The organism is Granulicella cerasi (genome assembly GCF_025685575.1).
GTDB classification, from domain to species: domain Bacteria; phylum Acidobacteriota; class Terriglobia; order Terriglobales; family Acidobacteriaceae; genus Granulicella; species Granulicella cerasi.
This window is the reverse complement of sequence record NZ_JAGSYD010000004.1, coordinates 313,294-337,412: the sequence shown is the minus strand read 5'-3', so window position 1 is coordinate 337,412 and position 24,119 is coordinate 313,294. Positions and strand designations below refer to the sequence as shown.

Sequence of the window (24,119 nt, the reverse complement as noted above, 5' to 3'; positions counted from 1 at the left end):
ATAGAGGAACGGAGATGACGAGTTTGCATGAGATCGATCCTTTCCGTTCCGATTTAGAAGTACTGAATGAAGCCGAACTGAATGCGGCGTGAAGCGTTCTGGCCAGAGGCGTTGATCGAACCAAAGGTCGTGGCCTGTGCGGACGAAGCGCTGTAGGTCGCGCGTGGGTTGCCGAGATTCACCGTGTTGAAGAGATTGAAGACTTCAAGGCGAATCTGCGAGCGCATGCCCTTGCGGATGCCGTCTTCGCGAATGCTCTTCGCCAGTGACATCTGGATGTTCGTGTAGGCCGGACCCACCATCGAGTTGCGGCCGATGTTGCCAAACGTGAAAGCAGCGGGTTTGCTGAAGGCCGCAGTGTTGAACCACTGCTTGATCTTGTCCGCACGGTGACGGTTGCTCGGAAGGAAGGGGCTGACGCCCGGCGTGAGATACACACGCTGCGGCTGCTCGTCCGTACCCGACTCGTCACCACCGAAGGTGAGGTTGAACGGGTGTCCGCTGCGCAGGTTGTACATGCCGTTCAGCGACCAGTTATTCACGATGTTCTTCACCCATGCGGAGCCGCGACGCGCGTTCGGGAAGGTGAGGCGGTAGCCCACGTTGAGGATATGCGTGGCGTTCTGTGAGGACGGACCGTAATCGAATCCGATATTGTCCGGCTGCGAAAGCTGGTTGCTTGTGCCTAGCGTCGATGCAATATCCATCGTGCGCGAGTACGAGTAGTTCGCGGTGACGGTGAGATTCTTGAAGGTGCGCTGCTGATAGACCACCTGCAGTGCGTTGTAGTTCGATGTTGCCGCAGAGGTGAGTCGGACTACGCCTTGACCGCCGTAGTTAAATCCGGGGTAACGCGAACGCAGCGGATACTGCGCGGAAAGAATCGCCGTAGGGCAGTAGAGCGAGGGGTTCGACGCGTAGTACGAGCCGGAGCAGTCGATGATCGAAGGATTCTGATCTTCGGGGATAAGCAGCTTACGACCAAGGCGACCGATGTACAGCACCTCGATCGTGCTGCCGCTGCTGACCTGCTGCTGTACGCCGAGGTTGAACGCGTAGGTGTAACCGTTCTTGAAGTTCGGGTCAGGGTAGATGATGGATGCAAGACCCGGGAAGCTGGCGTTGCCCTTCGTGAAGTCCGCAGGGATAGCAGGCAGGCCCGCCAGTGGATTCGTGATGCTGCCAGCTGGGTTCTGGTAGAAAGCGCGGTAGGTGTAAGGCTGCGTGAGGCCGACCACGGTTGCGGGGATCGCGTCGTAGAAACTGCCAAAGCCTGCACGCACTGCGGTGCGACCGTTGCCGAAGACGTCGTATGCAATGCCGATACGCGGCGAGACGTTGCTGTAGTCCGTGCTGACCAGCGAGTCGGGCACTCCGCGATCGCCGACGAAGGCGATACCCGCCGGGGCGTTGGGGAAGACCTGCGATTGATAGCCGCGGATAAAGGTCGCCGATTCACCCTTCGGCTGACGCCACATGAAGGGCAGTTCGTAGCGGACGCCGAGCGACAGCGTGAGGCGCGGCAGGATGCGCCAGGTGTCCTGGCCGTATCCGTAGATCGCGTTCTGTACACCCGCGATCGTCTGTCCGTTGCCCACGCTCATCGAGTAGATGAGGCCCATCATGAAGTCGGCTGCCTGTGATCCCGTGTAGCCGGGATTGCCCTCGAAGGTGAAGCTGCCGACGTTGTCGCGATGGTTGAGGTACTGGAGGTAGAGGTAGTTGACGCCGAACTGGAAGTTATGGCGGCCCTTCTGCCAGGAGACATCGTCGCGGAACTCGGTGTTCTCGTTGACGCTTTGTGTGTAGGCGTTTTGCGAATTGCCGAGATGCACGCGTGTCTCGATGTTCATGTACGGCATGGAGTGATGTCCCGGGCGCGAGAAGAGCGAGCCGAAGGTTCCGAGGTCGCTCGAGTCAGCGGGCAGCACGCTGTAGTCGTAGCGCTTGTAGCCAAGCGTTGCAGTGTTGAGCAGGTTCGGGGTCACGATGAGCGTGTGGCTCACGGAGCCTGCCGTGATGATGGCTCCATTCTGGTCGCGCTCGTAGTTCGGCACGCCATACGAGCTGTCGTTGGCGCCGATCGAGGTGTAGTCCGAGTTCTCCGTGCGGTAGAAGCGGAAGACCATCTGCTGACGCGCGGAGAGGTTGTAATCCACACGCGCGAAGCCGCCGTACTCATGCTGCGGACGCGGAACGATAAGGCTCGAGTAAAGAAACTGCGATGTACCCAGCACGGTGTCGGGCAGGGGCATGTAGCCTGCCTTCAAGATGCGCTGGATGGTCGGATCCAGGCATTCCGAAGGAATCTGCGCGCCCGGCAGATAGCCTCCGATGGAGCTCGTCATCGCTTGGAGGATGCCGATGCAAGGGTTCGTTCCACTATTGCCTTGTGCCGCCCACGTCGAGTTCAACTGCGAGATCGCGGTCGTCGGGTTTGTGCCCACCGACGTGGTGGGGGACGTGTAGACCGGGTTCACGATGAGAGCGTTGACGTTACCGCCGCTCTTCACATCGCCGGAGAAATCCGCGCAGGTGTCGCCAGCTGGGATCCCTGTTGCAGGGGTGCAAAGGTGAGGTGTTCCGTCGACATTGAGGCCACGGTCCGCGAGCGAGAGCGTGGCGGCGTTGCCTTGCAGCGGGCTATTGCCCACGTAGCTTTGATATTCAAGCTCGTAGAAGAGCTTGTCGCGAATGATCGGTCCGCCGACCGCACCACCGAACTGATACGTCTCTTGTGGCGGACGCTTGTGCGAAAAGTAGTCCGACGCGTCGGTCACCGAGTTATGCACATGGAAAAAGAGTTCGCCATGGACGAGGTTGCCGCCGGACTTGGAGACAACGTTGAAGATCGAGCCTGCGTTACGGCCGTACTGCGCCGTGTAGTTGTTCAGCTGCACGCTGACCTGATTGAGCACCGCGTGGTTCGGGTAGTTCAGGCCGGTGTTCAGATAGAGGTTGTTCCAAAGAAGGCCGTCAAAGAGGTAGAGGTTTGAACCGCTGCGCGAACCGTTGGAGCTGTACGTCGCACCGCCGTTTTCATCGGTGAAGGTGGTCGGCGCGCTAACGTCCGTGACGCCGGGAAGCATGGCCGCGAGTCCGACAACATTGTTGCCGTCGAGCGGAAGGTTTTCGACGAGCTGGTTGTCGATGACCTGCTGCACGGTCGCTGATTGCGTATCCACGGCAACGGCGTCGGCATCGACCTGCACGGTGGCCTGTACGTCGCCGGGCTTGAGCTCGGCGTCCACGCGGAAGCGCGAGTCCGCGTCGATGGAGATGTGGTGCGACTCGAAGGCACTGAAGCCTTGCGCTGTCACGCGCAGCGTGTAGCTACCTACCAGGAGATCGTGGAACGCATATTGTCCCTGCGCGTTCGCCTTCGTAGTGAGCACGTTGCCCTTGTCTTCGTTCACGAGCTGCACGCTCGCGTTAGGCACGAGGGCATGGCCCTGGTCCGAGATATTGCCGCTAAGCTCGCCGGTATTCTGCGCCTGTGCGTGGAGCACCGAGGGCGCAGTGAAGGCCATCGTTGCCGTGAGGCAGAGAGCTACAGGAAGAAGGGAAAGCTTGCGACGAACGAGCCAGGTTGGGCGAAAGGGCATTGCGACTCCAGTGGTGCTAGTCAAGCGGTTGAATAATAACAATCTGTGGGACGGGAAACGTTGTAGCTATGCAGAGATAGAAATGTCAAGTGTCGAATGCGAACGCGCGAAGGCATGCAGCCTTTACGCAGGAAGAGAGGGCCTCAAGGGCCCTCTCTTATCGTTCTGACGAAGGCGTTACTGCGGGCGACCGGTCTTCACCATGGAGAGCGCCGGCCACGTTGGTGCGGCTGCGCCGATCATCTCGGTGAGATCATGGCTCGCACCCGCGACGACCCAGAGATCGCCTGAGCTGTCGATGGCGACACCACGCGGAGAGTAGATCGGTGTGGTGCTCGCCGTCGTACCGCAAACCTTGCTCACGACATAGCAGCCTTTGTAGGTGCCGAGTGCAAGTCCGTCCGCTGCATCGTAGACCGAGACGCCGCTGGCGTAGCCGCCATTGGCGTTGTCCGGGCCATAGATATAGCCGAGGCCGTCCGTCGACAGGAAGCGCGTGTAGATCGTGCTGAGCGCGGAGTTGGCGACAGGGATGGCGATCGTCGATCCAGCGCTGAGCGATGTGGAGCTGCCGCTGTTTGCCTTCGTCACCTTGTACCAGCCGTTCGTGGCGGCGGCGTAGGCGTTGTTGCTGCTGTCGACCACCAGTCCAAAGCTGCTGGCTGCCGCAGCGGCTGCCGTCACCGTCGTGCTTACGAAGGCGCTGGTATAGGCAGGCGCTGCGAAGGTGCCTGTGTTCACTGCGTAGTCGATCTTGAAACTGCTGCCAGAGGTCGACTCCTGCACATAGATGCCGAGGTTGGAGTCGAAACCGATCTGCAATGATCCACCCGGAGTGACGCCCGGTGTGAGAGCGGAGACGGTGTATGTGGGCGCTGACGGGGATCCGCTGTAGGCCGCACGACGCAAGCTGCCACCCGAAGCGTTCGAGACAAAGAATACGTTGTTGTACGGATCGACCGCCGTATTGACCGGGGTGTCGGTGGCCGTCGAGACCGACGCCACGAGCGCGCCGGCTGTCGTGCTGTTCAGGCCTGTGCCGTACACCATCAGAAAGTTTGTTGCGGCCGTCTTCGTGGTGGCGTTCGTGCCCATCACGTGACCGATGGTGTCCGTCGAGATCTGGCGAATCTGGCTGTGTGTGGAATCGTTCGCGGTCGCAAAGAGCGGCGTGCCGTCGAAGGCGAAGCCGTCGATATTGGTGAAGGTCGGCGTGCTGGAGTCTGTGTTGAGCACATAGACGTTGTCGGCGTAGTCCGTCGCCACATGGTAGGCGTAGTTGATGCCACCGCAGGTAGAGCCCGAAGCGCATCCCGTACCCACTCCATAGCCCTGCGGATAGACCACCGCAAGCGTCCAGTCCGGCGGAGCGGATGTGAGCGCGCCCACGTAGGCGCCCGAAGCGGCCGCGAGGTTGAAGAGGCAGTTCGTTGCCGTCGTCGTGCCGGACGCCGCAGCGGTGCAGGTGCTGTTCCAGGTGTTCACGGACGGGTTCGGGAAGTGAACAAGATTCAGCATCGCAGCGAGCGTGTTGGTCGGCGTTGCCGCACCTGTGGACGGAGGCGTGGTCATGCTGAAGAGCTTTCCGCAGGGGGAGCCATCATTCGCGGTGGCGGTGTTTGTGCCGGTCACGCCGTTGGAGTTGACGCAGGCCTGCAGGATGTTGCCGAGGAGATAGATTTCCGCGTCAGGGATCACTCCACCAGCGGAGCGGTTGGCGTAGTTTGCGTACGGCTGGCCGGTCGAGTTGTTGAACAGGTTCAGCGCATTGGCGAAGGCGTGAGACAGGCCTGCAGCCGATGCCGTCGTGGTCGATGCTGTCGCCGTATTGTTGGCAGGAGCACCGATGTTGACCGTGCCCCCTGTGACGGACATGAATCCACTCAGCGCATAGGCAGACATGGCGGTCGTCAGCTCATCGATCCAGAGGCCAGGGCCGTTGTAGGTGTTGACGTAGGTCGTCACGTTGTTGGCGTCCGTGCTGGCAACGGTCGTGTAATTCGCATCGCAGCTTCCGACGGGAACCATCAGCAGCGAGTTCGGGTTCGAGCTGCCCGAGCCGGTCGAACCGCTGTAGGCCGTCACGTAAGCGAACTTGCCGCTGGGGCAGGCTGCGCTCGTGGAGGGGAGCGCGAAATTGAAGAAGCCGTTGGAGTCGGTCGTCGTTGTTGAGATCACCGTAGCGGACGCGCCGTAGTCGCTGCCCGTGGTGTACAGCGTCATGGTGGCGCCGATGACCGGGTTCGGTCCGCCGTGAAGAATGCCGCTCATCAGATGGGAGCCGCTCGCGGGGCTGGAGAGGTTGGCTGCTCCGCCGAAGGCTGAACTTGCGCCACAACCAGAGAGGAGAAAACTAGATGCCACTGCCGAAAGAGCGACTGAAGCCGCTAAAAGTGCTTGCCGAGCAAACATGGGTATGTCCCTTTCACGAACGATGTGTCGTCGCGATATTCAAGCGATTGAACAGGCTTGTTTTGTTGCGACTAGCACCATCGCGTGTAAGCGGATGTTTTGTCAAGCACTTATCGAAAACCGCAGGAGCGCTACTGAAAACTCGGGGCGTTTTCATCGCGTCTGACGAACAATAGCGCGAGCAGCGAAGCCAGCGCGAGTGCAGCGGCGCACTCGAAGGTGCGCGAAAATCCGATCCGCTCGAGCATCCAGCCGGAGACCGCCGTTGTGATCGCCAAAGAGAGTTCGATGAACGCGGTGAAGACGCTCACGGCAGAAGCCTGGTTCGCCGGATCGACGGACTGTATCGCGAGCACGCAAAGCGCAGGGAAGACCAGCGAGAATCCCGAGCCGATGAGGCCCGCAGCGATCAGACCCGGAAGCGGCGATCCTGCCTGCGAAAGCAGTAGCAGACCAACGATCTGCAGTGTGAGCGAGGCAGTCGCTGTGCGGATAGGGCCGACGTTCTTCGAGAGTGGCGACGCGAAGAGTCGCATGGCAACAAAGCAGATGCCGTAGACCGTGAGTGGCAGTCCCGGATGAGCCCAGTGCCGCGAGGTGAACACGATGGTGATCAGCGAAAGGAAGCAGCCGAAGCCGGAAGCGGCGAGCGCCAGCATTCCGCCGAAGGGGAAGACGCGGCCAAAGACAGCGGCGAAGCGGAGACGCGCTCCCTGTGTCTGCGGTGCGGCCTCGACGCGCATAGAAAGCAGTGCCGCGACCGCGACAACAATCCCTGAGACGAGACCCAGCGCCAGCAGGCCGTATCGCTGCGCCAGCATCAGTCCCAGCGGTGAGCCGAGAGCGAGCGAACCGTAGGACGCGACGCCGCTCCAGGCGACGACTTGTGCGGTGTGCGACGGGCCGACGCGAGCGATGCCCCAGACTGTTCCGGCTACCGGCACCCAGCTCATCGCGAAGCCGAGGATCAATCGGCTGATGAGGATGACTCCGTAGACGGCAAGAGGGTGCCCACGCAGTAAGCCAGCTACAGCGAGTAACGCGGAACTGACGAGGCAGAGCAGCAGGCCGCCGAACATGGCTCGCTGCGGTCTAAGGCGGTCAACCGTTGCGCCGGCGAACGGGCGATTGAGCAGCGTCGCCACAAACTGCGCGCTCACCGCGATGCCCGCCCACTGAACACTCAACCCCAAACGCTGGTGCACGAAAACGGGCAATGCTGCGGCCTCCAGGCCGATCACTGCATATCCGGCGAAGATCAGCGCCGTGGTCGGGATCAGTGCGCGGTGGGGCGAAGTTTCGTGTTGAGACTTGCGTAGGGAAGGCTGTTGCACGTTGTCGAGCTTACCGCAGCGGAAAAACATCGCGCAGGAAGTCGCCTGTGGCTGCTATTCTCAGTCGCGAAGCTATTGCCGTCATGAAATCGAAGTCTGAAACATCGAGCCGCAAGCCCATTAGCCAGAAGGCGCTGGCGGAGTATCTGAAGTTGTCGCCCAGCACCGTCTCTCTGGTGATGAACGACGCGCCGCGTGCGCAACTCATCCCGGAGGCGACACGGCGACGGATTCTCGATGCGGCCGCTGAGTTCGACTATAGGCCAGACTTCTATGCGCGCTACCTCTACTCGAAGCGCAGTTACACGGTGGCGGTGGTCTTGCCCTCCGTCGGCGAGCAGTGGGCCGCCGCGATCCTCGCCGGTGTCGACCGCAAGCTGAATGAGGCTGGGTATCTTTATTTCACGGCGAACCATCATGGCGACACCAAGCTGATTCACGATCTGCCGCGCCGTCTGCTGGAGCGCGCGGTCGAAGGCTTCCTCTTCATCAACACCGATGTGGACAGCAACGTAGGCAAGCCCGCGATGATGATCGGCAGCCAGGCGAGCGGTGACGGAACGCCACGTCTTGCTCTGAACAACCGCCGAGGCGGTGAGCTGGCCTTTGAACATCTTTACGAACTTGGACATCGCAAGATCGCCGTCGTGAAGGGACACCCCTGGCGCAATGCAGCGATGGATCGCTTCGAGGGCATCCAGAACGCGGCCTCGCGGCTTGGTGCGAAGATTCGCCCGGAACTGGTCCGCGAGCTTCGCAGCGGAAACTCTCCGCAAGAGCCGACAGCGCATGAAGAAGGCTATGCGTGTGCGAAATCGCTCATCGATTCAGGCGAAAGCTTCACGGCCTTGATCTGCTTCAACGACTCCACCGCGTTGGGTGCGATGCGAGCGTTTCAGGAGCAGGGCCGCAAGATCCCGGACGATATCTCCATCGTTGGCTTCGATGATGTGGAGAGCGCGGCGTACGTTATGCCGAGCCTGTCCACGCTTCGTCAGCCCTTCATGGAGATGGGCGAAGCTGCGGCAGCGGGTCTGCTCGACCTCATCGAGGGCCGCGAGGCACCGCCAGCCGATCGCCGGCTCGATCCTGTGCTGATCCAGCGTGAATCGACGCGTGCGCCGAAGCGCTAAGTAGATTGTCTCAAGGGAGTTTATGGCGGACAGACAGGGATTCGAACCCTGGATACCTTGCGGTATACACGCTTTCCAAGCGTGCGCCTTCAGCCACTCGGCCATCTGTCCGCACGTACGGGCCACGCACTGACGCAAGGCAACCGACTTACTGAGAGTACCACAACTAACGGTGCTGACCGGGTGGTTGCACGCGCGCCTCTGCGGAAATCAGAGGCGCTTCAGATACTCTCGCGCCAGATCGAGTTCGGGGAAGAGTCGCTCATCGGCCTGGAACTCGCGCGAGTGCACGCAACGCCGTCCAGCCCGCACGCTCACCGGATGCTTGAGGTGCAGCATCTCGTGATACAGCAGGTATTCGATCGCGTAACGCGGCGTGCCAGGACGATCGAAGATGCGGCTGATCATGATCGTGTTGTGCGCCGCGTCATAGTGTCCCAACATGCGGCGCGCGGCATGTTCACTCCACGTCAGCGTGGGGCGCCCGAGCAGGCCATGAAAGAACTGTCGGTTGATCGTCTCGAAGACTTCATCGAGGTCCCAAACATGACCTTTGGAAGTGGTGATGCGCTTGCGCCCACGCGTCTGGCGAATGTGTTCCGCTTGCCTGGAGACCGCGTCCGATTGCGTGTAGCGACGATAGCGGTCTGACGCAGCCGCAGAAATCGGCTTACGGTAGAGCTTTGCGAGCAGGATGTGCGCGATCGACGTCAGTACACTCTCCGGCGCATAGATCAGGAGGTCAGAAAGCCGCACATGCAGCTTGCCCTCACGCAGGCGGATCGTGGTGTTAAGGCTGGTGAAGCGACGAAATTTGATCTCGATCGGCGGCACTGGCGTGCGCGGACGAAGCTCGCGGAACTCACGCTCAAACGTTGCGATCAATTCAGCCGACGCAGTCGGCAAAGGTGTCACAGCCACAGTCTTTCCAGTGTATCGCTCAAGGCCGTGAATCGCCCGCTAGCGTTCGTGCTGCAGCGCGACGAGACGATGACGCGCCTGAAATTCTTCAGTCGGATACTTGCCGTTCGCCACCGCAAGAAACGCCTTATAAAGCCTCACCGCATCATCCCGCTTGTGTAGAGAATCGTTGGCAGTCGCGGAGAGGAACAACGTGGACGCCGTGTCCGGCAGAATGGTGCCGCGCGCTGCCAGAGCCTGCAGTGTGAGCTGGGGATGGTTGTTGCGCGAAGCCGCAAACGCGAGATGCGTCGCCGCCTCGGCCCACAGCTTGTCGTCGTGAAAAGCCGCGCGCTCGCTGGCGGCTTTCGCCAGCAGACTTTCTGCTTCAGCGAACTTCGCCTGGCGCACGAGGCTCGATCCCAGCGCATCGAGCAGAATAGGATCACTCGGATGCTGCGCCAGCTGACTGCGATACAACGCCTCAGCTTTCGCGGGCTGATCGCTGGCGTCGTAGAGATGTGCAAGCATGTTCGCCAGTGTGGCATCTTGCGCAGCTTGCGGGTTCGCCGCACGCAGTTGCTCCAGCAGCGGAATGGCCTCGGCGGCTTTATCTTCAGCAAGCAACACCGATGCAAGCTGTGTGATCAAGCGAAGATCATCGGGCTGTGACTTCAGGCCGGTGCGAAGAACATCTTCAGCTTCGCTGCTTCGACCCTGCTGCTTCATCGCATGAGCGAGACCCACTCGCGCATCGATGCTTTCGGGATTTGCCGCCAGGGCCTTCACGTAGGACTGCTCCGCATGTGGCAAATCACCACTGCGCTCCGCGAGTTCTCCTGTGAGTTGCAGGTCGGCGGGGTGCTCGCCGTCGAGGTCGATGGCCTTCAACAACTCATCGCTTGCGTCTGCAGGGTGATCTTCAGCATCAAGTTGCGCCAGCGCGCGATAGGCCTTTGCACGCAGCTTCGGCGGCGCTGTCGGTATGTCCGCTGCAGCTGCGAGCGATGCATGAGCTGCGATGCTCTGACCGCTACGAGCTTGCAGCAGTCCCAGAGCGATGCGAGGCTCAGCCATCTTCGCGTCAGCTTTCGCTGCTGCCGCATAGGAGTTTGCTGCAGCGTCGTCTTTGCCGTTACGCTCCTGCGCGAAGCCGAGATCGTAAAGCACCTGCGCGTTTGCGGGTTGTTGCTGCGAGAGCGGAAGGAGCAGAGTCTCGGCAGTGGCAAAGTCGCCCTTCTCGAGCGCAGCTTCCGCGTCTTTCATCGATGCCGTTTGCGCTTGAGCAAACGAGCAGGGCGCTGCGAGCAACGCGGCGGCTAGCGCGATGGTCTTCATCGTTCGCATGGCTAAACCTTGCCTTCGAGCACCGGAGCGAGCCAGTGGCCGGTATGCGATGCCGTCGTTGCGGCGATCTCTTCGGGCGTTCCGACGGCGACCACTTGCCCTCCGCCAGAACCACCCTCGGGACCCATGTCGATGATCCAGTCCGCGCACTTGATCACGTCGAGGTTATGTTCGATCACGAGCAGAGAGCCGCCGCCATCGATCAGCTTATTGAACGCAGCCAGTAGCTTGGCCACGTCTTCGAAGTGGAGACCGGTGGTTGGCTCGTCGAGGATGTACAGCACGCGACTCGCTGCACGCTTCGCCTCGCCGCGTACGCCGCCCGCTCCGCCGGAAGATCCGCTGCGTGCCTGTGCGAGATGCATGGCGAGCTTGACGCGCTGCGCTTCGCCGCCTGAAAGCGTCGTCGCGCTTTGGCCGAGACGGACATAGCCGAGGCCCACTTCATCCAGCACGGCCAGACGATCCACGATCTTCGAATGTCCCGCGAAGTACACGAGCGCTTCACGCACCGTCATGCCAAGCACCTCGTGGATGCTGCGGCCCTTGTACTTCACTTCGAGCACCTGCGTCTTGTAGCGCGTGCCGTTGCATTCCTCGCACGGCAACTCGACGTCGGCGAGGAACTGCATCTCGACCGTGACTGTGCCATCGCCTTCGCAGGTGTCGCAGCGCCCGCCGGGGATGTTGAACGAGAACGAACCCGCAGTGAGTCCGCGGCGTTTCGCATCCGGCTGCGACGAGAACAGCTCGCGGATCGGGTCGAATGCTTTGATGTAGGTGACAGGGTTCGAGCGCGGCGTGCGACCGATCGGCGATTGATCAACGAGCACGACATCGTTGAGGTGTTGCGCGCCAGAAAGCTCTCGATAGAGATGAGCCGGATCGGAGCCTTCGCTCTGACCGAGCGACTGCATCAGCGCCTTGTAGAGCACCTGATGCACCATCGTTGACTTGCCCGAGCCACTGACACCGGTGACGCAGCAGAGCAGGCCGAGCGGAATCGTTACATCCACGCCCTTGAGGTTATGAATGCGAGCGCCCTTCAGCACCAGCTTCTCGCGGCCCGGTTCGCGACGATGCTTCGGCACAACGATCTGCGAGCGCCCGCTCAGATAGCGCCCGGTGAGGGAGTTCGGGTTCTCCTTCACCTCGTCGATTGTGCCCGCGGCAAGCAGCTTGCCACCGAGTTCGCCCGCGCCCGGTCCAAGATCGAGCAGGCGGTCAGCTGCTCGAATGACATCGGGATCATGCTCTACGACGAGGATCGTATTGCCGAGGTCGCGCAGCTCTTTCATGATGCGAATCAGCTTCGCGGTGTCGCGTGTATGCAGACCGATCGACGGCTCATCGAGCACATAGAGCGCGCCTACAAGACGCGAACCCAGCGAGGTTGCCAACTGAATACGCTGTGATTCGCCGCCGCTCAACGTTGCGCTCAGACGATCAAGCGTCAGGTACTCCAGGCCCACTTCGAGCAGAAAGCCGACACGCTGGCGGACCTCTTCAAGCACCTTGCCGGCGACCTCCGCCTGCGCAGGCGAGAGCTCAAGGCCGTTGAGGAAACTGCGCGCATCGGTGATCGTCAGCGCACAGGTCTCGCAGATGTTTCTGCCATTCAACAGCACCGCACGGGCCTCAGCGCGCAGACGCTGACCGCGGCAATCGGGACAGGTCGCATAGCCGCGATAGCGTGAAAGAAACACGCGGACATGCAGCTTGTACTTCTTGCGCTCGAGTTCGTTGAAGAAGCCGCGAATGCCTACCCATGTGCCGCGTCCTTCCCAGATGAACTCCTGCTGCGCTTCGGTGAGATCGAACCAAGGCACATTCGTCGGGATGCCCTCAGACTTCGCCGCACGCTTCATTTCGGCATGCCACGGCGAGCGGTACTTCGGCTTCGTCCACGGATCGATCGCACCATCATCGAGCGACTTGGAGCGGTCGGGGATGATCAACCCGGGGTCGAAGTCAATCGTGTTGCCGAAGCCCTGGCAACGGGGACATGCGCCGAACGGATTGTTGAAGGAGAAGAGCCGTGGCTCCGGCTCGCGATACGCGCGGTGGCAGTTCTCACATTCAAACGCTGCGGAGAATCGCTGCTCGACAGCGGCTTCATGTTCTTCACGAGGGACGGTGCGGAAGAGGATCTCGCCAGCCTCGCGGTAGCCCGTCTCGATCGCATCGACAAGACGCGATCGCACGTCAGCCGACAGAGCAAGGCGATCTGCGAGAACGAAGATCGGCTCGGAAAAATCGAGTTCAAGCAGCGATTCGGGTGTCGAAAATTCGACGATCTTCCCGGCAGCTCCATCGTCCTGCCAAAGGCGGTTGTAGCCACGACCGCGAAGCTCTCCAAGCCGTGCTTTCAGCGCATCGCTCGCCGCTTCGATGGAGGCCTTTGCGGCCTTTGCGGAGACCTTCTTTGCCGCGACTTTCTTCGCAGGCTTGGCCGTTTCTTCACTGACGGCTTCCGTCATCGACTCCAGCTTGATCTCGCGGCGCATCGTGGGGAACAGCGCGTAGACGCGGGTTCCTTCAGGCTGCGAGAGCACGCGTGTAACGATTTCATCGACCGTGTCGTGACGCACCACGCCGCCGCAATGCAGACACGTTACCGTGCCGCAGCGGGCATAGAGCAGGCGGAGGTAATCGTAGATCTCCGTGGCGGTCGCAACGGTCGAACGAGGATTACGCGTTTGGTTCTTCTGCTTGATCGCAATCGCGGGCGCGAGTCCGTCCATGTGGTCGACGTCCGGCTTTTCGATGCGCTCAAGAAACTGCCGCGCATACGCGGAGAGCGACTCCACGTATCGACGTTGCCCCTCGGCATAGACCGTATCGAACGCGAGCGAACTCTTGCCCGAGCCAGACACGCCGCTCACGACGGTCAGCTTGCCGTGAGGGATGTCGACATCAATGCCCTTGAGGTTATGAGTGCGCGCGCCGCGAATTGTGATCTGGTCGTTCATGCTCTTGTCTGATGCGTGGGCCTAGCGAGAGTTCTTCTGCGGCAAAAATGCTTCGAGCAGCAGAAGGCACGCTCCGACGACGATGGCCGAGTCGGCGATGTTGAAGTCCGGCCAGTGGTATGAGCCGATATGAACTTCGAGGAAGTCAACGACATGCTGCAGTCGGATGCGGTCGTAGAGGTTGCCGATGGCACCACCGAGAATCAATGCCAGCGAGAAGCTCGTCAGCGAAAAGCGCTTTCCCCAGCGGAGAATCAGAACCAACACCACGAGGCAGGCAAGCGTCGAGAATGCGATGAGCATGTTGCGTACAACGTTCGGCGAAGTGGATTCCGCAAACATGCTGAAGGCCGCGCCGAAGTTGAGCACATGCGTGAGACGGAAGACGTGCGGAATGATGGTGATCGCCGACCCGGCCTTGATGTGGGCCACAACCCACAGCTTCGACCAGCGATCCACCACGATGACGACGATCGCAAGCAGGAAGCAGATCCAGCGAGCATCGCGCAGAGAACCACGAACGGCGGCCATTTATGCAGCCTCCGTCGGTGCGTAACCGATGGCTTCGAGCGCATCCGCGCAGCGCGCGCAGACTTCAGGCCAGCGAGCATCGCTGCCGGTGTCCGGCACGACGCGCCAGCAACGTCCGCACTTGGTTCCTTCCGCAACGGAGGCTTCGATGAGCGCAATCTGCTCGCTCTTCGTATCGCCCACGACCTGTACGCTGGCTTGCGAAACGTTGAGGAACTCCGCCAGCGAGCCTTCGTACTTCTTCAGCACAAGGGCCTCCTCCGAAGCTTCGGTGGTGATCACGCGAACGCTCGCTTCGAGTGCCTTACCGATCTGCTTGGCGTTACGCAGCGCTTCGAGTTCGATGTTTACGAGCGTGCGCACGGCGAAGAGCTTCTCCCACTCCGCGATCAGGCGCGAAACATCACCCGGAACGATGTCCGCGAGGTCAGGGAAGAGTGCTAGGTGCACGCTCGCCGGACGGTCTTCAATCTTCGGCAGATGCTGCCACACTTCTTCGGCCGTGAAGCTGAGGATCGGGGCGATCAGACGCGTGATGGCCTCTGCGATGCGCCACATCGCAGTCTGCGCAGAGCGACGCTCGATCGACTCCGGTGCCAGCGTATACAGACGATCCTTCACCACATCGGAGTAAAGCGCCGAGAGATCGGTGTTCGTGAACGCATTGAGCGCCTGGTACGCGCGGTGGAACTCGAAGTCGTCGTAGGCCTGGCGAATCGTCGCATCGAGCTCTGCGGTGCGCGCGAGGATGTACTGGTCGAGCGGTTGCAACTCGCCCCAGCTCACAGCGTGCTCCGCAGGCACGAAGCCGTCGAGGTTCGAGAGCAGGAATCGCAGTGTGTTGCGCAGCTTGCGATAGTTTTCGCTCACGCGCGACATCAGGTTTTCGCTGGCGGCGACATCCTCGCGGAAGTCGACCGAGGCTACCCACAGGCGCACGATTTCGCCGCCGAGACGGTTCGCCACATCGACGGGATCGACGCCGTTCCCGAGGGACTTCGAGAACGCGCGGCCCTGCTCATCGAGCGTCCAACCGCTCGTCGCAACCATTCGATACGGCGCTTCATCCTTCAGCGCAACGGACGTCAGCAGAGAAGTGTGGAACCAGCCGCGATGCTGATCGCCGCCCTCGGTGTAGAGGTCAGCGGGGAAGCTGAGTTCGGGTTCCTGCTGCACCACAGCGTGCCAGCTTGCGCCGGAGTCGAACCACACGTCGAGGATGTCCATCTCTTTGCGGAAGTGCTCGCCTTCGCAGTTTGGGCACTTGGTGTCCTTCGGCAGAAGCATCGACACATCGCGCTTGTACCAGGCATCCGCGCCTTCCTGCTTGAAGATCTCCACGATCGACTTGTTGACGGCTGCATTGTTCAGCGGTTCATGGCACTTCTCGCAGAGGAATACCGCGATCGGAACGCCCCACAAACGTTGGCGCGAGATGCACCAATCCGGACGCGTCGCGATCATGTTCGAGATGCGCTCCTGGCCCCAGCTCGGGTCCCATGTCACGCGAGCAATCTCCGCCAGCGCACGCTCGCGGAAGGTGCCGTTGCCCTTCGGCGAAAGGACCGGGGTTTCCATCGAGATGAACCACTGCTCGGTCGCGCGGAAGATCAGCGGCTTGTGGCAGCGCCAGCAGTGCGGGTAGCTGTGCTCGATCTTCTGCTCGCCCATCAGCGCTTCGCGCGTCTTCAGCAGCTCGATGATCGGGCCGTTCGCCTTATGGATGAACATGCCGTCGTACTCCGGCAGGCCATTGCGAATCTTGCCCTGCGCATCGACATCACAGGTCAGCTTCAATCCATAGCGAACACCAGTCGCAAAGTCGTCCGGGCCATGGGCAGGAGCCGTGTGCACCGCGCCTGTACCTGCGTCGGTCGTGACGTAATCAGCGTTCACACCCAGTACTTCGCGGTCGAGGAACGGATGCTGGAAGGTCACGCGATCGAGCTTGTCGCCCGTGAACGATGCGATCGGCTCACCCTTCAACGTGGTCGCGGCCTTCACCTGCTCGAGCAGCGCTTCAGCGACGATGTACACGTCGTCGCCATCTTCCACGGCAACGTAGGTGATCTCCGGATTGAATGCGATCGCGACCGATGCCGGCAGCGTCCACGGCGTGGTCGTCCAGATGATCGTCCAAACGTTCCTGCCGTTCAGCTTTGGCGAAATCTCGTCCGCCTTCGAGGTCAACTTGTAGCGCACATAGACGCTTGGCGAGGTGTGCTGCTCGTACTCAACCTCCGCCTCAGCAAGCGCCGTGTGATCGTGCGAGCACCAGTAAACAGGCTTCAGTCCCTTGTAGACGAAGCCCTTCTCAAAGAAGCCGTAAAACAGCTCGAGCGTGCTGGCTTCGTAGCCAAAGTTCATCGTGAGGTACGGTTGTTCCCAGCGGCCGAAGACGCCCAGGCGCTTGAACTGCGAGCGCTGCAGGTTGATGAACTTCTCCGCGTACGCGCGGCAGGCCGAACGCACGGAGACAGGGTCCATCTCCAGCTTCTTGCCGCCAAGCTGCTCGTCTACCTTGATTTCGATCGGCAGGCCGTGGCAATCCCAGCCCGGTATATATGGTGCGTCGAAGCCCGCCATCGTCTTCGTCTTCACGACGAAGTCCTTGATGCACTTGTTCAGCGCGTGGCCGAGGTGAATCGCTCCGTTGGCATACGGAGGGCCGTCATGCAGGGTGTACTTCGGCGCGCCCTCGCGCGTAGCGCGAATCTGCTCATACAGCCCGGACTCTTCCCATGCGGCGAGTCGTGCGGGTTCATTCTGCGGCAGATTCGCCTTCATGGCGAAATCCGTCTTCGGCAGGTTGAGCGTATCTTTCAGCTTCTTCGGAGCAACTGCGTCGGCCATTCCCATCCTCATCTGCGCCGCAATTTGCGTGGTCCAGGCGTCTCAACGCCCGAAACGTGCGGCCAAACCCTTATTGTATCCGGCATGGCTGGGTATTTCCTGCGGTTCCGGCCTGAGAGAAACATCCACACCCTTGTGTGCGTCTAATACACTCAGGCGCGAAGCTAAAGCGACTAAAGTGGTAGCAAGTTTGTAGAATGTGCCATGACGTTCACGACGCTGCGGCAGCGTGACCTAAACGTACGCGACAGGAAGAGCACTCTCAGCACCCAATGCCAGATTTCCTCCCACCTGAAATCGATTCGAATCGGCCCGCACCGTCGACTCATGCCGTAAACGCCGCACCGACCCTCTCCGAGGTGAAGGAGAGCGGCGGTCCGTTCGCTTCGCTGATCTCGAACTTCCGCGACGCCTTCTTCCCGGAGAAGCTTCCGCCACTCGTGCTCGAGTCCAAGCCGATCGCTGTGCCGGATCGTATGCAGACGAAGATGAGCAAGAAGTCTCTGGCGGCTTCGACGACGTTTTACGCGCTGCTTATTCTGCTTTTCGCCATTCTGCTGAAGAGCCAGGTGCACCTCGCTGCGCCTGCGCCGAAGGTGGCAGCGCATCTGATCGACGCTCCGACGCCTCCTCCGCCTCCGGCCCCGCCGAAGTCCGTCCAGATGGGCGGTGGTGGTGGACAGAAGGGGCCGACGCCTGTCACGCAGGGACATCTGCCGAAGTTCTCTACGGAACAGATCATGCCGCCAAAGGCTCCGCCGACTGTCGCTCCAAAGCTTGCAGTTGAGCCTACGGTCGTCATGCAGCCGAACCTGAAGATCGCCGACAGCAAGCTGCCGGACCTGGGCTCGCCGAACTCGAACCTCAAGGGCTTCTCGCTCGGCAACGGCTCGGGAACGGGTATTGGCTCGGGTAACGGCGCTGGTGTTGGCCCTGGTTCGGGCGGAAACATGGGCGGTGGCGTCTACAAGGTCGGTGGATCGGTGCGTGCACCGGTGCTCACCTATCAGGTGGATCCGGAGTTCTCCGAAGAAGCGCGCAAGGCGAAGTTCTCAGGCAATGTACTGGTCGGCCTGATCGTGGACGAGAACGGACACCCTGAAAACGTGCACGTGCTGCGCGACGTCGGCATGGGACTTGGTCAGAAGGCCGTTGATGCCGTGAAGCAGTACAAGTTCAAGGCCGCGATGAAGGATGGCAAGCCGGTCAAGGTGCAGATGGCCGTCGAGGTAAATTTCCAGATCTTCTAAGAAGACCGGAACACGCAAAGCCCGCCGTGATGGCGGGCTTTTGCTGTCAGTGACGAGCTTTCTTACGGGCTGCTTCCAATGCGGGTGCAAGCCCGAGCAGGTCGAGCAGCCATGCGGGCAAGCGCCGTGGGCGTTGCTTCGAACCGGATGGGTGTTTAGGGAAACTCACCAGCATTCCGCCGCGATCCATCCGCGTCGGCAGGGCCTTGGTTCGAACAGCAGGGAAATGGACGACATTGCTCGCACTCATGATGACCCTATCGGCGGCAATCACTCGAGCATCAGTGCAGATCTGGAAATGAACGCGCAGCGCGGAAATTAACCCGCAGCGACGACTCCGGCTTCGTCGAAGGTAAGGTTTTCTGCGGCGCTTCCGCTCTGCTTCTTCCACTCCAGAAAGAGCGCCCCGTAGCTTGCCGTGGACGACGTGGCGGGATCTACTCCAAGCTTCTCGAGCATCGCGTCGATCCACTCGGGCTGGCCCTCAAGCTCTGCCCAAACGCCGATCGGCGTCTCGTCCAGCACCAGATGTCCACCTTCGAGATCCCACTCGGTGCGAAACTTCTCATAGCGGAAGACGGGCCCGTAGCCCATGCGCGTAAATACCTCCGCAAGCGCCTCGCCATCGCTGACGGTCGTCTCCGTCTCGACGCGCGTCTTGAAACGCGCCGTGGGGTCGTTGTGCTCGGGGAGCCGCTTGTGCGTCAGCGTCCAGCGCTCGCCGTACTGGCGAATGCGCACCAGTTCCGTGCGTTGCCGCAGTTGGCGGTCAGCCGTGTCGTAGAGCGTATTGCTCTCGAACGTGCGGGGAGTGACCAGCTGAAAGCCGGTAGATTCTGCGCGCCGGATGAGAGACTCCATCTCGGCAACTGGGAACTTGAGTTCGATCTCCGCAGCCATGCCGCGAGTATATGCCGAAGCCGCAATGCAGCTACGATGGAAAACGAAATGAGTTTGACCACCCTGCAACTGAATGCCGAGAACCCTGCCGACCTGCTCCGCGCTGCCGAACTGCTGCGCCGCGGCAAGCTCGTCGCCTTTCCCACCGAGACCGTTTACGGCTTGGGCGCGAACGCGCTGGACGCCGAAGCTGTCGCAGCCATCTTTGAGGCGAAGCAGCGACCGTCGTGGGACCCGTTGATCGTGCATCTCGGCACCATTGGCCAGCTCAAGCAGGTCGCTGAAGTTCCGCAGGAACTGAAAGGCCGCGTCGCGCGCCTGCTGCTCCGCTTCTGGCCTGGTCCGTTGACCCTGCTGCTGCCGAAGAAGGCTTCGATACCCGATGCAGTCACCGCCGGTCGACCGCTCGTCGGTGTGCGTGTGCCCGCGCTGAATCACATTCGCTATCTCATCGAACATGCCGGCGTGCCCATTGCCGCTCCCAGTGCGAACCGCTTTGGCCACACAAGCCCGACGATCGCGGCGCACGTGTTGGCGGACCTCGACGGCCGCATCGACGCGCTGCTCGATGGCGGTGCCACCTCGGTGGGCGTGGAGTCTACCGTGCTCGATCCCACGCAAACGCCGATGGTGCTTTACCGCCCCGGTGCCATCACCGCGGCGGAGATTGAGGCTGTTGCGGGAGTGCCTGTCGTCGTGTACGAGCCGCCCGCCACAGTAGCGGCACCCGAGTCTCTGCCGTCTCCAGGCGTTGGCATTCGCCATTACGCGCCGAACGCAAAGGTCATTCTTGTTGAAGACGGGGAAGCCACGAAGCACCTCCGTGGCACAAGCGGAGTGATGCTTCCGACCGGCTGGACCGCCGAAGCGCAGGCCACCGTCTTTCCCTGGGGAGACTGGGACAAGCCAGAAGAGCTCGCGCAGAAGCTCTTCGCTGGTCTGCGTGGCCTGGATGATCTGGGAGTTACTGAGATTGTGGTGCCGCTGCCCGCTCCAGGCGGAGTGCGGGATGCACTTCGCGATCGCCTGCTGAAAGCCGCGAAAGAGAAGTAGCGGCTACTTCATGATCGCGTGCTGCTGCGCGTCCGAGGTCTTGTACAGGTACTTGATGCAGCTCTTGTAGATCATGACGCGCTGGCGACCGACCCGCAGCTTCACCACACACTTGTCGAACCACTGGATGACGCCTTGCAACTCTTCGCCATCGTCCATGACGATGGTCATCTCGGTCTGCTGCTGAATCTGCTTCTGGAAGTAGAAGACCTCAGCGTGCGAGCTCTCCGGGACACCGTGGTTGTCCGAGAGCGTGGCGTGCGAGAGCGGATCTTCAGTGACGCCGGGGTCGCGACGACGCTGCAGCGAAAGTCCCGCGAGCGAAGGCCGGATCAGTTTCCGGGTTCCGTTGAATGTTTCCTTTTCGGGTTGTTTTGTCGGAGCCACAGCAGTTCACCTCAAGAGCAGCGACGAGCAGAAAACGTGGCCCGGCGCAAAAAGTAAGTCAACGAGACGTACAAGATAGGATGCTTTGACGCTATCACAGGTAGCGTCGTGGCCGGATATTTTCACCGAATCCGCTAGAGTGCCGATTCCTCGAGTTCCATCGCAAAGGCGTCAAGACTGACGTTGCGCAACAGATTACGGCGCATACCGCTCTGGACTCCGTCAAGCCCCTTTACGGCTCGCTCGATCCACTCGAACGAGAACGCACTCGCCATGCGCTCGAGTTCATTGCGCAAATCGACATTGCGGATGCGGTCGCCCGCGCCCGCCTGCAACAGCAGAACGTCTTCGAGCAGCGCAGCCATGGCGCGCAGCAGGGCCGTGGTCTTCTCCTGACCGTCGGCGCCAGCACGGTAGGTCTCCGTCGCCTTGAACATCACCGCGTGTTCGCCGCTGCGCTCGGCGGTGCGCAGAATGAGCAGTGCATCCGCGCGTGCAGCTGTGTAGGCCGCAAGATCAAAGCTGAGCGCGCGCCCGATAGCGCCTTCGCTCAGGCGGGCAATCAGCTCACGTTCCTTCGACGAGCCAAGCTTGCGATCGTTGAGCAGCGCAGCGATCTCTTCCGCAGGCAAGGCTCCGAGTCGTGAAACGCCGCAGCGCGAGCGAATCGTCGGGAGCAACTCACCGATATTCTCCGCGAGAAGGATCAGATGCGCGTACGCCGGCGGCTCTTCGAGCAGCTTCAGCAGCGAGTTTGCAGCTTCCTTCATGAACGCCGACGAGGTCAGCATGAAGACCTTCCGTGGCGCCTCTACAGGAAGATACGCAGCTCGATGGATCATCGTGCGCACCTGGCCCAGTTTGATCAGTAACTGCGGCGGATCGGGCGGAATTACCAGCACGTCAGGATGCGTCTGCACGAGAACGCGCGTTTCCTTCTTGTCCGTCTCGCGCATCTCTTCACGCGCTGCAATCGCTTCGGCGATGCGGTCATCGAGCGCTGCGCTTTCGGCAATGCGCGTGCAGTTGGCGCAGACCCCGCAGAAGTTCGCCAGTTCTCGCCCATCTGCGGAGATCTCGCGCGGCTGCTCGCGGCACTCGAGCGCCATCGTCAGCATCAGAGCCAACGTGTATTTGCCCGCACCCCGCGGGCCCGCGATGATCAGCGAATGCGGGAAGCGTCCTGCCGCGATCGCTGCGCGCAGATTCTCCACCACATGCGTGTTGCCGAGGAACTCTGCGAAGCTGGACGGGAAAGCCATCCCCTGAAGGCTACCAAAGCTGCATGTGGAGCCGCTGACTCACCGCGTCTCGACGCGCATCATCATCGGAAACTTCGGTCGCAGCGTGATCTTCGCTTCCGCCTCAACCGGATAGCGCGGCACAAACTCCAGCCGCCACTTCTGCGCGATGGTCGCCAGGCACAGCACGCCTTCCATCCACGCAAAGTTCTCGCCGATACACTGCCTGCGTCCGCCGCCGAAGGGGAAGTAGACGAACTTCTGCCGCGCGGCTTTGGCCTCGGGCGTATGGCGCTCCGGGCGGAACTCCAGCGGCGCGTCCCAGTACTCCTCGGAGCGATGCATGACGTATTGGCTGAAGAAGAAGTGCGCGCCTGCGGGAATGCGGTACGGTCCAAGCTGCACCGTTTGCGTCGAGCGGCGGCCCATCGCCCATGCCGGCGGATAGAGCCGCATGGACTCCGCAAAGACCTGCTCGGTAAACGGCAGCTGCGGGAAGTCTTCGAGCGCTGCATCGCGCCCGCCCAGCACGCGATCCACTTCGGCGAACATCTTCTCGCGCGCTTCAGGATTCTGGCTCAACAAGTACTGCGTCCACGTCAGCGCATTCGCGACAGTCTCATACCCGGCGAGGAAGATCGTCAGCGTCTCATCGCGCAACTGCTCGTCATCCATGCCGCTGCCATCGCCTTCGTCGCGCGCCGCGACGAGCATCGACAGAAGATCATGTCGTCGCTCAAGCTCCTCACGCGGGAGTTGGCGACGCTCGGTGATCATGCGGGCCACGATAGCGTCCAACCGTGCGCGAGAGCGCCGGAAGCGCGACAGGTAGGGCAACGGCCAGTGCAGGTAACTCTCCAGCTTCGGCAACGCCACCAGCAGGTTGTAGATGCCCATGATGGAGTTCACTTCGTCCGCCACGCTCAGGACCTCGGGCGTCACTTCCTGATCGAAGAGCGTGCGCGCAATGATCTTCAGACTGAGCAGCATGAACTCCGCCGCCGCATCGACCTCCTGCCCATCGTGCCAGCCTTCGCGCGTCGCCTTGGCGTTCGCTACGATCTCACCCGCATAGCCCGCGATGCGTTGACGATGAAACGCCGGAGCAGCGATGCGACGTTGTCGCATGTGGATCGGATCGTCGCTGGTGATCAGTCCTTCACCGAGCAGGATTTTCATCCGCTTCAGCGTGCGTTCTTTGATGAAGCTCGTCGACTGGTCGACGAGGATCTGCTGAATCCACTCCGGCTCATTCACGAAGACGATCAGGTTGCCGAGGAAGTTGTAATGCGCGATGGGGCCGAAGGTCTTGTGCAGGTGCTCGAAGAGCGGGATCGGCTTGCCGAAGCGCACCCACGCGCGCCGCGCGTAGAGATACAGCGATTGCCGCAGTCCCGGGGGAAGGTAGAACTCACCCTCTTGCCGCGCTTCGATGTAGTCAGAGGGCTTTGCCATAGGGTGTTGGACGCTGTCGCGGCCCTTCGCGTTCGTCTGCTTTTGACTAGCTGGCCTTCGCGTCGAGACGACGCTGCGTTTCCGCAAGAATCTTGTCCGCGATCACCTCGATAGGCGCTTCGTCGGCGACGAGGAACACCCGCTGCGCATCGCGCCGGGCAATCGTCTCGTACTGCTCGTACACGCGGCGATAGAAGCCATCGCCTTCGCGCTCGAAACGTCCTTCGTCCGTGCCTTTCATGCGGGCATTCCGCTCATTGCGACGTCGTGCTCGCGCCAACGAAGACTCCAGCGGCGGCAAGAGCAACACTGTCAGCTCCGGCCAGAAGCCCCCGCAAACAGCTTCGTGCATCGCAAGAATTCTCTCCGGCCCAAGCTCGCGGCCCGCGCCCTGGTAAGCCTCCGACGAATCGGTATACCGATCGCAAAGCACCACCGATCGTGCTTCGAGCGCAGGACGAATCACCTGCGCGAGACTCTGCGCGCGGTCGGCAAACATGAGGGCCATCTCCGCAGAGGCATCGATCGCGCCGACCTCAGCCTCGCTGCGCGAGCTCACCAGCAGGTTGCGCACGCGGTCTCCGAGCGGTGTTCCGCCCGGCTGACGCGTCGAAACGACGTGCCTTCCAGCGGCCTCCAGCGATGCCTGCAAGCGACGCAGTTGCGTGGTTTTGCCCGACCCGTCGAGGCCTTCAAATGTGATGAAAAATCCTTGGCGCACCCCAAGAGTCTACTGCACGAAGAAG

Annotated in this window: 16 protein-coding genes and 1 tRNA gene; 3 read left to right on the top strand and 14 right to left on the bottom strand. The window is 61.2% G+C overall.

The window, feature by feature from the left end:
• Nucleotides 1-53: 53 nt before the first annotated feature.
• The 3 genes from OHL11_RS15080 to OHL11_RS15070 form a co-directional block, all read right to left on the bottom strand.
• Nucleotides 54-3,605, bottom strand: coding sequence for a TonB-dependent receptor (locus OHL11_RS15080; RefSeq protein ID WP_263372357.1), 3,552 nt, complete (start codon nucleotides 3,603-3,605; stop codon nucleotides 54-56).
• A 177-nt stretch (nucleotides 3,606-3,782) separates the two neighbouring features.
• Nucleotides 3,783-5,876 carry an NHL repeat-containing protein gene (locus OHL11_RS15075; RefSeq protein ID WP_263372356.1) on the bottom strand — a complete coding sequence of 698 codons (2,094 nt, stop codon included), beginning with the start codon at nucleotides 5,874-5,876 and terminating at the stop codon, nucleotides 3,783-3,785.
• A gap of 272 nt (nucleotides 5,877-6,148) precedes the next feature.
• The gene (locus tag OHL11_RS15070; RefSeq protein WP_263372355.1) at nucleotides 6,149-7,381 is read right to left on the bottom strand and encodes an MFS transporter; all 1,233 of its coding nucleotides are present in this window, start codon (nucleotides 7,379-7,381) and stop codon (nucleotides 6,149-6,151) included.
• A 53-nt stretch (nucleotides 7,382-7,434) separates the two neighbouring features.
• On the opposite strand from OHL11_RS15070, the gene OHL11_RS15065 reads away from it, so the two are divergent.
• Complete coding sequence (locus OHL11_RS15065) at nucleotides 7,435-8,484, top strand: LacI family DNA-binding transcriptional regulator (RefSeq protein WP_263372354.1); 1,050 nt, start codon at nucleotides 7,435-7,437, stop codon at nucleotides 8,482-8,484.
• Between the two features lie 23 nt (nucleotides 8,485-8,507).
• On the opposite strand, the gene OHL11_RS15060 is transcribed toward OHL11_RS15065, so the two are convergent.
• The 6 genes from OHL11_RS15060 to ileS all read right to left on the bottom strand — a co-directional run bounded on the left by OHL11_RS15060 (nucleotide 8,508) and on the right by ileS (nucleotide 17,087).
• Nucleotides 8,508-8,595, bottom strand: a tRNA-Ser gene (locus OHL11_RS15060).
• 99 nt (nucleotides 8,596-8,694) lie between these two features.
• Nucleotides 8,695-9,405 (bottom strand): M48 family metalloprotease, encoded by a 711-nt coding sequence (locus tag OHL11_RS15055; protein WP_263372353.1) that lies wholly within the window; start codon nucleotides 9,403-9,405, stop codon nucleotides 8,695-8,697.
• Between the two features lie 39 nt (nucleotides 9,406-9,444).
• Nucleotides 9,445-10,731 (bottom strand): tetratricopeptide repeat protein, encoded by a 1,287-nt coding sequence (locus OHL11_RS15050; protein ID WP_263372352.1) that lies wholly within the window; start codon nucleotides 10,729-10,731, stop codon nucleotides 9,445-9,447.
• A 2-nt stretch (nucleotides 10,732-10,733) separates the two neighbouring features.
• The gene (gene uvrA / locus OHL11_RS15045) at nucleotides 10,734-13,703 is read right to left on the bottom strand and encodes an excinuclease ABC subunit UvrA (RefSeq protein WP_263372351.1); all 2,970 of its coding nucleotides are present in this window, start codon (nucleotides 13,701-13,703) and stop codon (nucleotides 10,734-10,736) included.
• 21 nt (nucleotides 13,704-13,724) lie between these two features.
• Nucleotides 13,725-14,234, bottom strand: coding sequence for a signal peptidase II (gene lspA / locus OHL11_RS15040; RefSeq protein WP_263372350.1), 510 nt, complete (start codon nucleotides 14,232-14,234; stop codon nucleotides 13,725-13,727).
• On the bottom strand, nucleotides 14,235-17,087 hold the full coding sequence (gene ileS / locus OHL11_RS15035; RefSeq protein WP_263372349.1) for an isoleucine--tRNA ligase: 2,853 nt from the start codon (nucleotides 17,085-17,087) through the stop codon (nucleotides 14,235-14,237).
• 272 nt (nucleotides 17,088-17,359) lie between these two features.
• Between ileS and OHL11_RS15030 the strand changes: the two genes are divergently transcribed.
• Nucleotides 17,360-18,337, top strand: a complete 978-nt coding sequence (locus tag OHL11_RS15030; protein WP_263372348.1) for an energy transducer TonB — start codon at nucleotides 17,360-17,362, stop codon at nucleotides 18,335-18,337.
• Nucleotides 18,338-18,655: 318 nt separating this feature from the next.
• Here OHL11_RS15030 and OHL11_RS15025 read toward each other — a convergent pair whose 3' ends face one another.
• Nucleotides 18,656-19,237, bottom strand: coding sequence for a class IV adenylate cyclase (locus OHL11_RS15025; RefSeq protein WP_263372347.1), 582 nt, complete (start codon nucleotides 19,235-19,237; stop codon nucleotides 18,656-18,658).
• 48 nt (nucleotides 19,238-19,285) lie between these two features.
• Between OHL11_RS15025 and OHL11_RS15020 the strand changes: the two genes are divergently transcribed.
• Entirely contained in the window at nucleotides 19,286-20,290 is a 1,005-nt protein-coding gene (locus tag OHL11_RS15020; protein ID WP_263372346.1) for an L-threonylcarbamoyladenylate synthase, read from the top strand.
• A gap of 3 nt (nucleotides 20,291-20,293) precedes the next feature.
• Here OHL11_RS15020 and OHL11_RS15015 read toward each other — a convergent pair whose 3' ends face one another.
• From OHL11_RS15015 to tmk, 4 genes are all read right to left on the bottom strand, one after another.
• A complete protein-coding gene (locus tag OHL11_RS15015; protein WP_263372345.1) occupies nucleotides 20,294-20,677 on the bottom strand; it encodes an RNA chaperone Hfq in 384 nt (127 codons plus the stop codon).
• 134 nt (nucleotides 20,678-20,811) lie between these two features.
• Complete coding sequence (locus tag OHL11_RS15010; protein ID WP_263372344.1) at nucleotides 20,812-21,939, bottom strand: DNA polymerase III subunit; 1,128 nt, start codon at nucleotides 21,937-21,939, stop codon at nucleotides 20,812-20,814.
• Between the two features lie 39 nt (nucleotides 21,940-21,978).
• Complete coding sequence (locus OHL11_RS15005; RefSeq protein ID WP_263372343.1) at nucleotides 21,979-23,373, bottom strand: cytochrome P450; 1,395 nt, start codon at nucleotides 23,371-23,373, stop codon at nucleotides 21,979-21,981.
• Between the two features lie 46 nt (nucleotides 23,374-23,419).
• Nucleotides 23,420-24,094 carry a dTMP kinase gene (gene tmk / locus OHL11_RS15000; RefSeq protein WP_263372342.1) on the bottom strand — a complete coding sequence of 225 codons (675 nt, stop codon included), beginning with the start codon at nucleotides 24,092-24,094 and terminating at the stop codon, nucleotides 23,420-23,422.
• Between the last annotated feature and the right edge of the window lie 25 nt (nucleotides 24,095-24,119).